Annotated in this window: 12 protein-coding genes and 1 tRNA gene; 4 read left to right on the top strand and 9 right to left on the bottom strand. The window is 40.7% G+C overall.

Annotated features, from left to right (window positions below; all coding sequences use genetic code 11):
* Positions 1-109 precede the first annotated feature (109 nt).
* From C6N34_RS09300 to C6N34_RS09315, 4 genes are all read right to left on the bottom strand, one after another.
* Entirely contained in the window at positions 110-5,155 is a 5,046-nt protein-coding gene (locus C6N34_RS09300; RefSeq protein WP_220272395.1) for a cadherin domain-containing protein, read from the bottom strand.
* 147 nt (positions 5,156-5,302) lie between these two features.
* Positions 5,303-6,535 carry a hypothetical protein gene (locus C6N34_RS09305; protein WP_181884043.1) on the bottom strand — a complete coding sequence of 411 codons (1,233 nt, stop codon included), beginning with the start codon at positions 6,533-6,535 and terminating at the stop codon, positions 5,303-5,305.
* A 43-nt stretch (positions 6,536-6,578) separates the two neighbouring features.
* Positions 6,579-7,475, bottom strand: a complete 897-nt coding sequence (locus C6N34_RS09310) for a hypothetical protein (protein WP_006276188.1) — start codon at positions 7,473-7,475, stop codon at positions 6,579-6,581.
* Positions 7,476-7,664: 189 nt separating this feature from the next.
* Positions 7,665-7,892 (bottom strand): hypothetical protein, encoded by a 228-nt coding sequence (locus C6N34_RS09315; RefSeq protein WP_147290755.1) that lies wholly within the window; start codon positions 7,890-7,892, stop codon positions 7,665-7,667.
* Positions 7,893-8,045: 153 nt separating this feature from the next.
* On the opposite strand from C6N34_RS09315, the gene C6N34_RS09320 reads away from it, so the two are divergent.
* On the top strand, positions 8,046-9,614 hold the full coding sequence (locus C6N34_RS09320; protein ID WP_057178290.1) for a secretin and TonB N-terminal domain-containing protein: 1,569 nt from the start codon (positions 8,046-8,048) through the stop codon (positions 9,612-9,614).
* Between the two features lie 28 nt (positions 9,615-9,642).
* On the opposite strand, the gene C6N34_RS09325 is transcribed toward C6N34_RS09320, so the two are convergent.
* The 3 genes from C6N34_RS09325 to C6N34_RS09335 all read right to left on the bottom strand — a co-directional run bounded on the left by C6N34_RS09325 (position 9,643) and on the right by C6N34_RS09335 (position 11,029).
* The gene (locus C6N34_RS09325; protein WP_115539071.1) at positions 9,643-10,425 is read right to left on the bottom strand and encodes a M15 family metallopeptidase; all 783 of its coding nucleotides are present in this window, start codon (positions 10,423-10,425) and stop codon (positions 9,643-9,645) included.
* 102 nt (positions 10,426-10,527) lie between these two features.
* Positions 10,528-10,911, bottom strand: a complete 384-nt coding sequence (locus C6N34_RS09330) for a nuclease A inhibitor family protein (protein WP_236106953.1) — start codon at positions 10,909-10,911, stop codon at positions 10,528-10,530.
* 46 nt (positions 10,912-10,957) lie between these two features.
* Positions 10,958-11,029 (bottom strand) — tRNA-Cys (locus C6N34_RS09335).
* A 91-nt stretch (positions 11,030-11,120) separates the two neighbouring features.
* On the opposite strand from C6N34_RS09335, the gene C6N34_RS09340 reads away from it, so the two are divergent.
* Entirely contained in the window at positions 11,121-11,540 is a 420-nt protein-coding gene (locus tag C6N34_RS09340) for a BlaI/MecI/CopY family transcriptional regulator (protein ID WP_006278355.1), read from the top strand.
* Positions 11,541-11,544: 4 nt separating this feature from the next.
* Complete coding sequence (locus C6N34_RS09345; protein WP_115539073.1) at positions 11,545-12,399, top strand: M56 family metallopeptidase; 855 nt, start codon at positions 11,545-11,547, stop codon at positions 12,397-12,399.
* Between the two features lie 261 nt (positions 12,400-12,660).
* On the opposite strand, the gene C6N34_RS09350 is transcribed toward C6N34_RS09345, so the two are convergent.
* Both C6N34_RS09350 and C6N34_RS09355 read right to left on the bottom strand, forming a co-directional pair.
* Positions 12,661-12,885, bottom strand: coding sequence for a ferredoxin-thioredoxin reductase variable chain (locus C6N34_RS09350; RefSeq protein WP_006278357.1), 225 nt, complete (start codon positions 12,883-12,885; stop codon positions 12,661-12,663).
* An 87-nt stretch (positions 12,886-12,972) separates the two neighbouring features.
* A complete protein-coding gene (locus C6N34_RS09355; RefSeq protein WP_057178325.1) occupies positions 12,973-14,949 on the bottom strand; it encodes a PP2C family protein-serine/threonine phosphatase in 1,977 nt (658 codons plus the stop codon).
* Between the two features lie 186 nt (positions 14,950-15,135).
* Here C6N34_RS09355 and C6N34_RS09360 point away from each other — a divergent pair, with 186 nt between their 5' ends.
* Positions 15,136-15,570, top strand: coding sequence for an NfeD family protein (locus tag C6N34_RS09360; RefSeq protein ID WP_115539074.1), 435 nt, complete (start codon positions 15,136-15,138; stop codon positions 15,568-15,570).
* Positions 15,571-15,626 lie beyond the last annotated feature (56 nt).

The following is a 15,626-nucleotide window of genomic DNA, read 5'->3' on the forward strand; positions in this document are numbered from 1 at the left end:
TGAAGTCGGATGAAAAGCGACTGGTTTTATCGTGAAGTATTGCTACCAAGGTCTAGGTGAGACAATTAATTAGCTCACTTGTAAACTTAGTTCCCCGTGAAACTTAGACCTAACCAAAAGAGAAAACCGTGTCATTAAAGTCGTAATCGCTAACTCCCACACCAGCGGGTAAATCTTCAAATCCAAACACATTGTTACCAAAACTCTTGATGTGAGCTGCACCATCTGGGTTAGCTGAACCAAAACTAAAGTAAGCAACGGGTAAGGTAGTGTAATTTTGAGCAGTAGCTGGACTATTGTCGGGATTGACCTGAAAGAAAGCATTAACTGCATCCTGCACGCTACCAGAGAAATTACCACCATGGGCGATGACAAAGGGAGCATAGATTTTACCCTCGCTCACGATTACATCTCCGTTTACACCATCTCCCGAACCTCCAGCTCGAACTACAAAGTTGGGTACTACTCTACTTAATGCTGCTTTAGCATAAGCTGATTTGTCCTCTGGTAAAACACCATTAACCGATCCTGTAAGAGCATTATCCACTTCATAAAGCCCAAACAGGTTAGTAAAGGATGCTTCTGTTTTACTGAGAGCTTCTTGTAAAGCCAGCTTTGCCTGAACTTTGTCGTAATCTGTAAGGAAATTGAAGGAGATATCATTAACAATGTCCGATAAGGAACCAGCTTCATCGGGAATTAAAGAATCTTCGGGATCAAGTATTTCCACTGGATATGTAATGATGTCTGTTCCAGTGATAGTAACGTTGACATTAGCTGTTACTGCTAAACCCTGCTCATCAATAATAGTGTAGCTGAAAACATCATCTCCTATGTAAGTTGCGTCTAGCAGGGTATATATTAACTCATTATCCCTGATTTCTACACGACCATAGTTACCATCCGTCTTGTTGATAATGGTTAGAGGATCATTCAGATCTGGATCACTATCATTGTCAAGTGGGTTAAGAGTACCAAAACTACTACCCGGAATAATAGCTAACACATCATCAATAGCAATGGGAGCTTCATTGACATTGGTGACAAGAATGGAAATATCCTGAATTGACTTATTGTTTTGCTCATCCCTTGCTACAACCTGTAATTTATAAAGGTTGTTTTTGTCTGCATTCAGAGGTTCTTCAAAGTCCGGAGCAGTATTAAAGGTTAATTCACCGGTAGGACTAATCGAGAACAAACTAGCATCAACTCCAGCCAAACTAAGAGTGATGGGGTCGTTTTCAGGATCTTCAACCGTTAGATTACTTACTAGTGTTGTACTCTCAGGAACAAAGAAAGAAAAGCTGACAACAGGAGGTTCATTAACATCAGTGATGCTAACGGTGAGATCTTGAGTGACTTCTAATCCACCATTGTCAGTTGCAGTAATAGAGAGTTCTACACTACCAGCTTCGTAATCCAGGCTTTCACCAGCTTTGAGTTTAAGCGTCTGATTACCATCAAAATCAACAATTTCAAATCGGGTATCATTATTGACTTTTAAGGTATGACCATCATTCCCATCAGGATCACTGACTGTTAAAGTACCAATAATAGCCCCGGGGTCGTTCTCTATTACTGTTATTTGATTTAATTCAATGGCCACAGGTGCTTCATTAACATCGGTGACGGTGATAGTGAAATCCTGGGTGATTTCTAATCCACCATTATCGATGGCAGTAATAGTTAGTACTATATTACTAGCCGCTTCATAATCCAGGCTTTCACCTTCCCTAAGTTTAAGGATGTTGTTACCATCCACATTAATCACTTCAAAACGGCTATCATTCACCGTGAAAGTATGGCTATCACCCGGATCATCTGTAACTGTTAAACTACCAATAAAAGCCCCAGGGTCATTCTCCGCTACTATTCCCCTCAGTTCAATAGCAATAGGTGGATTATTATCAGTACCGCTATCCGTAGCAATTCCCAGCTGTCCTGGGTCAACTATAATACCGTTAGCTAGTCCATCCCCATCCCATATATCCCCATCTGTTAGGTTTACGGTTAAGTAGACCTCTCCAAAATCCCGGACACCATCCCCATCAACATCGTTAAAAATGTAGTCGTAATTAAAATCATCATAAAGCTCGAACTGCTGAGATTCATAGTTGAACTTAACGTAGCGCGCAAGGTCAAGATCTTCAGGTAATTGATTAATAACATTCTGGGACAGATAGAGAACAAAGGTGGTTGTACCCCCAAGTTGAACTCCGCTAATAGTTATAGCTAATGGATCTCCAATAGGGGAAATCAAATCAGGGGGAATTTCCGCTTCAACTACTGTTCCATCTGCTAGAACAACTTGCAGCTTTTTAACACCCTCTTCCTCTACTACTGGAACAATGTAAATACTTTGAATGCTTGTACCAGGCTCAGTTTTGACAGCAGCATAGTTAGCAGCACCAGCATTTGCGCCCTGGTCAAATATATCTCGAGTGCCAATGGGTAATACCGCAATGTTGGGGTCATTAAAACTTTCTCCTTCACCCAGTATGCCAACTGTTTGACTAATTTCCAGAATACTGACTCCGTCAATCTCTAATGTTTGTGCAGCATCAATAACTTCTGATTTCAGTCCCTTGGGCTGAGTTGGGTCAAATGCATTACTGGTGTTTGGTGGTAAGATGCCATCGGGAATAGTTAGGGTTTGAAAGGTTGTAAAACTACCGGTTTCACCACCATCAGTGCGGGTAAAGATGGCTGTGAATAGGTTTGAACCTGCTGCAAAGAAATTATAGTCATTTGGCTTGAGAACATAAGACCAGGATAAACCATCAACTTGAGCAACTCGAGTTTGACCCCCAAATAAAATAGTAACTGTTGTACCAGTTTCACTAACAGTACCCGTTAGAGTTACCCCAGCTTCTTTCTCACTGATATCCAGGTTGTTGTCTCCGGTAATACTATCAAAAGTGCCGGATACTGGTACTAGAGAAATACTAACATTATTTGAGTAAATTACTTTCTCAAATCCACCTGCAATGTAAGTAACCTCTACTCGAAGTTGGTTGTTGTTATCATCTTCTGTGGCTATGTAGTTTTGTTCAGTAGCATCAGGAATATTAGTCCAAACCCCCTCAATTAATCGTTGCCATTGATAGCTTATATCCGTGGGAATACCATCGGGATCGTCAAAGGGTATAGCTGCAATTAGTGTTGCACCAACAGTAAAACCAGCACCTTCAGTAGTTATAGGGGGCAACTGACCAAGACCTTCATTGACATTAATGATACTCAATGTGATTGTTTCGGTATCTTGTAAACCTCCACCATCTGTGACGATAATGCCCAGATTAAAACTGCTGGGAGAAGTTTCAAAGTCGTTGGCTGCTGCTAGACCTGCTTCTGTCAGGGTGATTTCTCCACTACTATTGATAGTGAAAAATCCATCATCATTACCGCTGGAAATAAAGTATTGGGTGACACCTACATTATCAGTGTTAGGAAGGTTATCGGTTGCTGATACTGTTCCTAATACAGAACCTAGGTCTTGGTTTTCTTCGTAGGAGAGGACTTGATCCATTGTTATAACAGGATCAATACCATCGAACACGTTACTGAAATTATTACTGAAAGTATTGCCCGCAATGTTGATACTGTTTGTAGTAGCAGTTGCATCTAAAACAACACCATAAGCATTATTCTCAAAAGTGTTTCCATTAATGTTAATATCACCTGTAATCTCATTGGTATTCCTGAGATTTACTCCCACCTGCCAACTGTTAATAGTGTTATCTTCAACAGTAAGGTCACCAGTATAAGTGCCATAGTCAGCAAAAGTTGGTATTAAATCAATACCATAATAACTAGCTTCTAGTGGATCTCCATCTTGTCCCAAAAGTTGGTTACCTCTGATTAGAGTTTCCCCAGGTAAACTGCCATATAGGCTCAGACCAGTAATTATATCAACACCACCATTTATGTTCTTGGGTGTTAGAGTGTTGCCCTCAACTCTTACTCCGTTGAAATTACCCCGCACTTCTAAGGAAGATTTATGATCGGTAATAAATTTTACTTGAGCTAGATCCATTGTGATATCATTGTCACGGATCACCAAATTACTACCGGAAGGACCACTCAATCGAGCAGTTGCCATGACAGCGGGAATCAAACCTGATTTGCCATTACTAGGAGCTTCACTATAGGCGTTAATAAAGTTGTTATCAGGGAAAGTGTTGCCTTCTATAGTGATATTATCAAAAGCAAACGGACTATCTGTCTCACCAAACAACTGAATACCACCGCTATTGTACTCACCTTCGTTATTCTTGATGAGGACTTGATCGTTATCTCCTTTCAGTTCTAACCAGTAGTTACGACCAAAGAATCCATCTCCATAACCACCATAACCATCTCCATAGCCACCATAGCCATATCCAGATCCACTAAAAAATTCTCCAAATCCATCAAAATTGGCACCTCCAGTATGTAGTCCATGGTAAAATTTATTATCCTCTATGGTAACATTAGTCAGAGATGCTAGGTAAAGATGGGCAGCTCGAGGACGCCAGAAGGTGTTATCATCAATGTTTGAATCTTGTAAACCAGCCAGGTATATAGAACCACCTGTACCACCACCGCCCAATAAACCGCCTATGTAGTTGCCAGCAATTTGCCAACCCGTGACTACTCCAGTTGGGTTGTTAATGCTCGCATCTCCAAAACTGGGGCTATTGTTGGCAGTATAACCAGTGAGGTAGTTGTTAAGCAGTTTAAAATTATCTGGGGTATCATTCCACTTTAGAGGACCATTTTCATTTCTGAGTCGGAAACCATCAATAGTAACATTGTCTTCTGTTACGGTAATAGTCCCTTTAATCCACGCTTCTTGAGTATTACCAAAAGCGTTATCGATAGTTCCGTTATCATCTTGATATCGACGAAAATCTTCATTAGCTGTTGGCAATCCTCCAACTCCTAATGCTGCATTAATATCCGGATCCAGAGGCTTAACCCCTAATCGGTTTTCAAAACCATCTATTCCCTCAAAAGTACCATAAGGTCCTATTAGAGTCACGGATTTATTAATGGTCAGATCTTCTTGATAAATCCCAGGCCTTACCACGATTATATCATCGTTATTAGCAGCATTAATGGCTGCTTGAATTGTGGTGTAAGTTTGACCCGCTCCAACTGCTAAAATTGCCATGTAATTTCTCCTGTTAAAAGGTAAAGCCGAATTGCTCTTAATCCTTTCTCCCAAAAGGTGAAGAGGTTAATTTGTTTGGGAGTGTCAGCTTGTTTATGTTAATACGGTCAGATTAATGAAAATTCCGCCACATTTTCTAAATTTTGCCTAATCATCAAAGGCATCGCGTAACCGTTGTAGCATTTTGCCGATGGTAAGGAATTCAGTATTTTCAGATAGTGCAATCACCGTATCATCACTGCTAGTATCAAGGATTTGGTTAAATACTACTATAGCCCTACCCAACTGCAAGGGTTCAATTGTTACATCTTTTACTGGACCATGTTTTACTTCCGATTTGGTTGTGGTAGTTACCGGATCCTTAGTAATGCCACTAGCAACTAAGGTAATAGACAAGTCTGGTTTCATAGTCTGGTTTGTTCCAGTTACCATTAAACCTGATAAACTATTAATTAAAGACGTAACTTGAACAAAGTTAGCTCCTGTCAGAGCTATGCTAGTACCAGTTTGTATCTGGGTTAGAGATAACCCAGCGGAAGTTGCAGTAGCAATAAACCCAGCAGCATTAGCGACCCGTTCGGAGGTGCCAGTCAAAACCAAGTCCAGATTCTGGCCATTGGCAATTCTCAAAGTCGCAGTGGTAGAAACCTCTTTATTATCTGCATTCTGATTTATGGGAGCAATACGAAGTGTAGTAGCATTGATGGTCATCTCCGCTCCTCGCCCTGATACCACTTGAGTAGCAATAGTTTGACCTGCTTGCAATGGTGTTACTGGTAATGTAACTTCTCCAGTTGGGGATGATAGTATACCCCTAGGAAGTTCCTTGGGAACAGATTCGGTTGCAGTTGCTAAGGAAGGTAAAGTGAAAGCTGCACTGGGGGTGATTGTAATTTGACTGACTGGACTGGTTAGGGTTACGGGTGGTGTGGATACATTTGATATAATAGTACCTGCTACAGTAGGCGCTATTATCTGTAGTTCTGTTAGAGTTTGAGTCGCAGTCTGGTTTAGCACCATTTGACTCCCAGGGTTAACTACCGGTACTATAGGTGTTGTTTTCTCTGAAGAAACCTCCGTAGATGGTGCGGATGGGGTAGATGTAGCTACTGATGGTATGGATGTTGGTACTGTTGGTGTAAACGTTGGTGCTGATGGTATGGATGTTGGTACTGTTGGTGTAAACGTTGGTGCTGATGGTGTGGATATTGGTACTGTTGGCAAAACAGGTGAAATATTACTTGTTCCCAAAGAACTTGGCAGAGTAACACCACTTACCGCTCCTACGGGGACTGAACCAGCAAGCGTTTGCGTAATTGGATAAAAGCTGAAAGCACATCCTAAACCAGAAAGAGTTGTCAGTATAAGTACATATTTCATATCACTATCTCCTTACTAAATGTATCATTATGATTTTTATCAGCTAAGGGGTAAAATCAAAACCATAGCCAATACTAAAACTCAATACAGATCCAGCTTCTGTATTGTTTAGTACATCTCCATAAACTACACTTAAGGTAAGAGGTAAGGTCCGCATAGGTAGGTAGGATGCGGCAAGATTTAGTCCTCGTCCACTCCAAGCGGTGCTGACTCCAATATTTGGGTGTACTTGAATACCAGCTCCAGCAATCAGTCCCACACCAGCATTGGAAAACAGAGGGGCTCCACCCACGCCTAGGGACAGGTTTATGGGTAGGGGATTTGCTGGATTAGTTTTTAAAAAGTGATAGGCACTGACTATTCCATAAACACTTGATGATGTATGTGCAGTATCACTACCATATTTAGCAAAGTTATTCCAGCCCACAGCCCCGGCGATATAGGTGCTGGGAGTCGAGTAAATGCTGCGGTGTATCTTAGCATTAAAAGACCCATTGGTAGCAAATCGCCTCATGCTCAGGTTGTTATAGTTCAACTCTAAACCAAATATATCTGTAGCATTGCCAAGACCAAGACTAGTTGAAATACCACCATCTATTACCGGTCTAACTCTGTCCGCAGTTGCACCCGCAATGGCCACATAAAAATCTCCCCAATTCGCACCAAAAGCTGAGGGAATGCCAGCAGATGTACCAGGCGCATAAACTCGTTTTCCATTTACCATCCGCATCAGTCTTACTCTCATTTTCTGGCGCAGCTTAGTGGGATCAACTTCTTTTGGTTGAGATTTTTGTTCCGATAAATCCGATAAAATGGTTGTTGGTTTTGCCTGAGCTTGTAGGGGAAAAATAACTGAGGAAATAAAAGTATCTAATACTAAATTCACAGCTCCTATATTTAACAGAACAATTGTGGAAAAAATCGAGCTGGTTAAACGCATTAGACACCGCATCTTGCAGATCCTTTTTCTTCGATTTAGGCCATCATCCCCGGAAGTGACTACATATAATCTCGTAGTTATTGCTCCCAAAGATCTAAAATTATTACTCTGACACCAATAGCAAAGCTCAAACTCATAGTATTAAGCTATTGACCTGCTCCTGATCTCTTAAATAATTGTTCAGCTGATTTATGTAACTTCCGGATCAATTTGTAATGCTTTCAGGATACTTTTTGACACGCCAAAATAAGCCCAGCTCACACTGTGTTTAGCACAGAAAGCAGTGAACATAAATCTCTTTCTAGAAGTGGGTAGATACTTATAATCGGTAGTCGCAATCATTATGTTCATAGAAAGGATGGCGATCGCACTCTGACTAAACCTAGCACAGGAATATTTTTTTAGCGGTATGCTCACAGGAATTTAATAATTTTTTTTCAAAAACAATAAAAAATAGCTGAAAGTCTTGTTATGTAGTCAATACAGGGTTTCACAAAAAATTTATAAACCTACCATATTTCCTTAATTAGATCTATTATATATCAGTAGGGTCTTTTTGTGCAGGAGTATATGAGGCAAGTTAATGATTTATTTAACCTTAATCTGACTGTTGGTGTAGCTTGGCTGTTGTTCACAGTACAGCCAAGTGTTGCTCAGACTTCTCCCCAAAAACTAGTGGCCCCACTTGTGGGCAATATTAATGTATCTAATATTGATATACTTCCCAACATTATTGATTTAAACACTAAAGAGTCAATAACTAGATTATTATTACGGGATGCACCTGTTACTGAAGTTTTGTCACTATTAGCTCGTACTGCAGGGTTAAATCTTATTTACTTTGAACAACAAGAAATTAACTCTGGTCAAGACAAGTCACAACAACAGGTGATTAATAACAATACTAATAATAAAATTAGAACTAGTAGTAAAATTTCCTTAGATATTAAAAATGAGTCTGTACAAAAAGTATTTAACTATGTTTTACAAGTTAGTGGATTAGAAGCTAGACGGATTGACAGAACAATTTTGGTGGGGGCCAAATTACCTAATACCAGTGTTGATAGAATAGTCAGGACTTTACGACTGAATCAAGTAACAGTAGGTATAGGTTTAGACTTTTTGGTAGCCTTGGGTGCGGAAACTGAAGTCAGTCGTGAAAGACCAGTAACTACAGTTAATACCATACCCATCGCAGGTGGAGTTACACCGGTGACTCAATCTCAGACAACTACTGAAACCAAAATGGAGGCCAAGCGGGTTGATTATCAAGACTCCACACCTTTGCTGAGGGGATTACAAATTGTGGGAGATGAACGAACAAATTCGATTACTTTGATTGGCAATCCCCAATTAGTTGATATAGCAACTTCAAAATTGACTAACCTAGATATTCGTCGTCGTCAGGTGAAGGTGAATCTGAAAATTATTGATGTTAATCTCTGGGGAATTCAAAACTATAACTCCAGTTTTTCCTTTGGGATTGGTGATAATTTCTTTTCTAATGACCAGGGTATAGCTACCTTCAATTTTGGCAACCAAAGACCATTCACCGGTTCGGGAGCAGTACCAGCTTCCCTAGTGGGTTTACCCAATCGGTTTTTAGCTTTTTTACAAGCCCAGGTAACAAATGGTAATGCTAAGATATTGACAGATCCTAGTTTAATTGTTCAAGAAGGACAAAATGCAAATGTTAAACTAACTCAACAAGTCATTGGACAGGAGAAGATCACCAGAATTGACACCCCTGGTAATTCTAGGGAGGAACGGATCATCGAGAAAGAAGAGGTTGGTTTAACCGTAAATGTGAGGGTTGAGCGGATTGATGACAATGGTTTTGTTTCCCTATCGGTTGCTCCCGTGGTTAAATCTCCGGTTAATTCAGAATCAACTGGTGCGGGGAAGGTTACCCTAATTGCTGAACGCTCTCTTAACTCAGGACTAATTCGTCTCCGGGACGGTCAAACCCTTCTCCTTTCCGGTATTATCCAAGACCAAGACCGGACAGTGGTCACCAAGTTCCCCCTCCTGGGTGATATTCCTCTCCTAGGTGCATTATTTAGAAGCACCAACAAAGACCGTGAGCGCAGAGAAGTGATTGTACTGCTTACCCCCAGAATAATTGAGGAACAGTCCTGAACAGTCGCAAAAGACCAGATGCACAATTCTAAGGTGATGTTACTGGCTTAATGTTTTTGGCTTTGTAGAAGGTTTCTAAACTATCTCTATCTCCTACAAAGCGCCAATGCCATGGTTCGTAACTTACACCTTGAAGATTATCCCGAGGAAAGGATAATTCAAAGCCAAAACGAGCAGCATTAGATTGTAACCATGTAAATGCTTTTGTACTTTCAAAGATAGGACTGAGATTGGTTGCCGGTACTGCTCCATCACCAATATCCACAGCATAACCAGTATGGTGTTCACTGTAACCAGGAGGGGCACTAAGTGCTGCTCTTTCTGCTGGAGTTTGATTGCGTTGGGCACCTACGTCAAAGAACAGTTGTTGTTGTTCTTCGATGGAACGAAAACCGGAAATAGGTACTAGGATTACGCCTGCACTCCTAGCTGATTGTACCATGGCTTGAAATTTTTGAGCAGCACTCCGCCGCATATTAATTTTTCCATCAGCTGTGATAGGAGTTAGCTCTTCTAATGATGCTTCTTTATAGGCTAAATGTCCCAATACTGCATTGTTACTTGATGTGTTGGATGGGGTGGATGTAAGAGGTGTTGATTGAGTATCAGTATTTTTTTTAGGTGCAGTAATAAAGAATAAGAAACCACTACCTACAGCCATGATAGCAAATCCTAGGACCCCACCAACTATTAAAATCAGAGGTTTTAAGCCCGTGGAAGACCTCTTCTCCGCAGTATCCCGTAAAGCGGCCGGAATATCATCGTTTGACAATAAGTTTTCGGGATTTCCCGGAAGTCCACCATTTTTCAAGTTTCTACTCCTGTTTAACCAAAAGAATAGGGTGCGCCCCTTCTAGGAAGGCTTTTCCTGGTTTCTAGTATATAGCCGCCAGAATGCTATTTACCACTAATTTTAGGTTCTAATCACAACCGTGGAAATTCCAATAATTTCATCATCTTTTGTACCTAGTATATAAGCATGGACCTCTTTGTCACCAATTTCATACACTTTTGCTTCAGCCAAATTGTTTTTTAAAACAAGTACAAGGCCTTCAAATCTCTTGGCTAGATTTCGTTCCTCCTCTTCATACCAATCTTCCTGTTTTGTGACTCCCTGAAAAAAATCATCAATGGTCACGGTTCTAACATTACCTATAATACCAGTTTTTTGTTGAATAGTAGTTTCATTGAGATTAAAAAATTCCCAACAGACCACATTAAAAGGATATTCAGACTCACTGGACATAAACAAGCCCTCTGTGGTTTGTTTTAGTAGGTCAGTTAATGATTTGCTCATTTTATTGATTGCTTGCCACTGATTTACCATAACACCAAATAACAAAAGGCGACACCCAGATTCGAACTGGGGGATAAAGGTTTTGCAGACCTCTGCCTTACCACTTGGCTATGTCGCCGCACTGCTAGTTTTTTTCATATTATTTATAGTATCATATTCTTTTATGAATTGCACCACATTCCCCAAAATTTTTTTTGGAAATTAGCATTATGGCTCCACTACCAGATTACCGTCCTAAACAATTATCTGTCGGACCTTTAGAAGCAGAAATTCTGGGCATCGTTTGGGATCTAGGCTCGGCTACAGTTAAGGACGTACATGACTTGATTCTGGGTGACCCAGATCGTGAACTAGCTTATACTTCCGTCACTACTGTTCTACGTCGTCTCACAGAAAAGGGTTGGTTGGCCTGTGATAAACAAGGAAAAGCATTCTATTGGCGACCACTGGTCACTAAGGAACAGGCAGAAATGATTAGGGCGCATGAACATTTACAACGGTTTTTGGCTGTGGGTAATCCTGATGTGGTAGCCGCCTTTGCTGACAGTTTAGACGAAGCAGCTAGTAAACAAATTCAGGCGATCGCTCAGAGGATTCAATCTGCACGCCAGGCTAGAGGAGATAAATAAGGTTATGCATCTACTAATGCTGATCACAGCTGTCACAATTGCCTACACCTTGCGATATTCTGCCTATATACCGCAAGGAAATTGGCATCTGAGGTGGAGCAGGACTTTATTTTTCTTCCTTTTCCCCCCGTTGTTGATTTTGATGACGGTGATGGCCGTGGTCTGTATGGGAACCCAGGGTCAAATGGTGGGAATATATACAGATTATTTTAGCTATGTTTTAGGTTGGTTGTTTCTAGGATTTTTAGTTTTTGTAGCTTTAAAACTGGCTTGGCAAGGCTGGCAATCATTAAAGTCTGCCCGTGAATGTCCCACCATCAATCTCACAGGCCAATCAGCCAGATTGCTACCTACCTCTGCTCTATTTGCAGGACAAATTGGTTTTTGGTCTCCTGAACTAGTGGTGAGTCAGGGACTATTAAAACATCTTTCTCCGGAACAATTAGAGAGTGTTCTAGCCCATGAACAGGGACATTATAGTTATAGAGACACTTTTTGTTTCTTTTGGCTGGGTTGGATTCGTTCCTGTAGTGCTTGCTTACCTAACACAGAACCTTTATGGCAAGAGCTATTGATGTTGCGAGAACTGAGGGCTGACAGTTATGCTGCTGCTCGCGTAGACCCCCTTGTACTGGCTGAGTCTCTACTATTAGTGGTAAGCAGTCAACCATTGGCATGGGATATATGTTGTGCAGCACTAAGCTCCTCTAAAGTTGATAGGTTGGAGCAGAGAATAGATGCTTTGTTATTTCCCTTAGAACCTAACTGGCCAGAATGGGATTTAAAATCAAAATTACATTACTGGCGAGTTTTTGCTTTAGCTCTTTTACCTTTAGTAACTGTTTTTTTCCACAGTTAGATCATGAGCTATTATGAGACAACTAACTGATACCCAACCTCCTCAATTAATTGAGCAATCCGACCACCAGGATGAAAGGTAGCGTTATCAACAATCACCCACGTAGCAATAGATTTTCGTGGGTTGAGTTTAATAACTCAATATATCCCGTGGGTTTGTTGGGTTTCGCACTCCTCAACCCAACCTACAAAGGGGACTCAAAAGACCAATTGCCTAGGAGTATTGCACAAAGCACAAATAGGTTGGGTTTCGTTCCGCCAACTAACTAGTTGTCTCCAATTCACTCTCTCTTAAATGGGCTTTGAACTTTTTGCTAAACTGGACTAGAATGGGGAAGTTAGCACTCACTGGTCTACCTTGCCATTGGGTAACAATGGCGGAAATTTCACCTTCCGCACCCTTAATGTCAAACCCCTGACCTTTATTTTCCGGGTGGTGGTAAACTATCACCGACTCTTTTACACGCACGCGATCGCCAATCTTCATAGTGAGTATTTGTACTTAAATTTTATTGAGCATGTATTTTGCTTGTCTGATTTTACCATATCTAGTCTGTTCCAATAAAGGAGTATATTACTGTTTGAGGCAGAATTGTTGGAGTTTTTCGGGGAGTTGTTGACAAATCTGGTTCCAGGCGCGGGGTTGAAATTCTCTCCAGGTCCATAAATAAATGCCTCCACTTCCCAAGAAAAGAACAAACAAACCAATGACCAGCTTAACCAAATAATGAGAATGCTTATGGGAGTTGGTTTTTTCCGTGGTTGTGGAACCTTCTAGGGTTAAATTTAAATCTAGTGGATCCGGTGAGTTTACTGCCAGAGAGTCTATTATATATGCTTGTAGTTGGGGTATTTCACTTTCTGGTTCCAGCACAGTAATTAATAATTCTTCTGGTTCCTGCACTTCCAATCCGTTTTCCGCAGGTGGAGTGACTATTAAGTGAGCTTGGTTACGGAAAAGACTAACCACAACTGATATATTATCCCGACCGTTTTTTTCGTTAGCTAGTTCCACCCATTTATGCACCGCATCCTCCACCGTGATTTTACCTGTTAACAGAGGAATGACCTGGTCTTGCCAAGATTTTTCCACCCAGTCATGATCGCTTAAACCATCTGAACAAAGTAATAAAACTCCATCCTCCTCTAAAATAAACCTCTCGATATTAAACTCTAGGGATTCTGCTTCCTTGGTGCCCAGTGCTTGAGTAAGAGCATTGGAATGGGGACTTGTCATAGCATGACGGTACAAACTTTTGCCAGAAGAGACTATTTTAGTTGCCATGTCATCATCTATAGTCAACAATTGACAATAGTGGGGAGTAATCCAATAGGCACGACTATCACCAATACTAGCTAGATAAAGTTCGTGTCCATTGTCTGATTCCCATCCTGTATTAGTGGTAACCGGTTGTGGTAATTGTATAGCCATTAGTAGAGTTGTAGCCATACGTTCCCTACCTTGGCGATTTTGTTCGTCATTACAAGACCAAATCATATTATTAACCACCCGCAGACTAGCTGCTAGTTGTTGTTGCAACAAATCTGGTGTTAACAGTTCCGTTTGCTCTGCTATATCTTGTAACCAAGCACGAATTTGTAATTTTGCCGATTGTACAGCCAATTGACTGGCAACCTCCCCACCTTCATGACCACCAACACCGTCACAAACTATTAAGAGGTGTTCTTTTAAATAGTTATCCAAATCAGTGTATTGACTGGGATAGCAAGTGTCCTCATTGTGTTGCATAATTGGGCCTTTATCTGTAAGGCCAGCAACTGTTACCATCAGAGGTAATTCCCCAGCAGATGCGAGCAATAAGTTATTTAATTCATGACTAATAGTTTCCATCTGTGTATCTGGCTGACACATCTCTTGAATAAGCATACCTAATTTAGGGGCAATTTCAGCCTTAGCAGCTATTACCCATGACTGCCAAGATTGCCCTAAATCCTGTAGAGTAAATGTGCTTGTAGTTGAAGGCAATTCCAATAATTTGACACACCAACCTTCCACAAAGATATTCTCGGGTGATAATAAGCTAGCTGCTAACCCCATTTGTGATAGTGGTTTCCATAGCTCTAGGATTTGCCACAACCAGTATAATTGCCTAACTGCTTTAGCCTGTTCCCAAACTGTGGTAATAATCGGGTAAAGATTACCATTAGTATCAATAGGCGCATTTTCGAATAAGATAATCTCATGGTTTCTATTATCCTCAGTGTTGTCTCCAAAAACAACAATCCCATAAGGTTGGGGTATGTGTAATCGCTCCCGATATAACTTGAGATAGGGAATGACGGATTGTGGCAATTGTGATGGTGCTTCTGGGGTCTTTCCTGGTTGGGTATCTAACCAGATCTGTTCTGTAATTACCTCATATCTATTGGCAACTTTTGTTCCCGAGGATATATTTGCCGCATCCTTGGCCCATAAATATCGGTACACTAGAGGTGTTTGACAGCTTTGACAAATGCGATCTCCCAGATAATTGGTGGGGTTTTCGCAATGGGGACTAGTACAATAAATGATTCGTTCGTTATAATGCATAAAGGTTAACTTTTTTAAAACTTAAACAAAAATCCGTATGAATCAACACGGGTTAACGTAAAGTTCAATTAAGTTTAGATGTCAACAATTGCAACAATTCTAGTTAGAGAATAAAATAGACTTATCCTCTTTGTTACTAACTTGTTACTTAATTGAATTATTAACCTAGTCTCTGTAAACGGACTCATGCAAAATTTTACTGCAATCTGGTTGTTGCTGGGCATAATTCTGTGTGTTATGGAACTGCTGTTACCAACAGCTTTTGTGCAATTGTTGATGGGGATTAGTGCCCTACTGGTAGCAGGACTTTCTCTTTTAGGTTTAAGTAATTTATTCCTGCAAGTGATTGTTTGGCTGACACTTTCTAGTTTTTTAACTATCTTTTCCCGTAGGTTTTTTGCGGTAAGGCAAACCAAATCAAAAATTCTTACTAGTACCGTAGGTGAGACCATGACAGAAATTTTACCTGGTAAGGTAGGGAGGGTTCTGTACGAAGGTAATTCTTGGCGAGGTAGATGTGATGATGATAAACTTACCATACCTCCTGGTCAAAAAGTTTATGTGGTGGCCAGGGAAGGGACTACCCTAATTGTGATGCCAGAAAACGTTTTAGACCACTAGCTTTGAAAAAGGAGAGATTAGTCTATCACGGATAATATAGTATTTTAACGGAGGTT

It is taken from the genome of Cylindrospermopsis raciborskii Cr2010 (assembly GCF_003367075.2).
GTDB lineage: Bacteria > Cyanobacteriota > Cyanobacteriia > Cyanobacteriales > Nostocaceae > Raphidiopsis > Raphidiopsis raciborskii.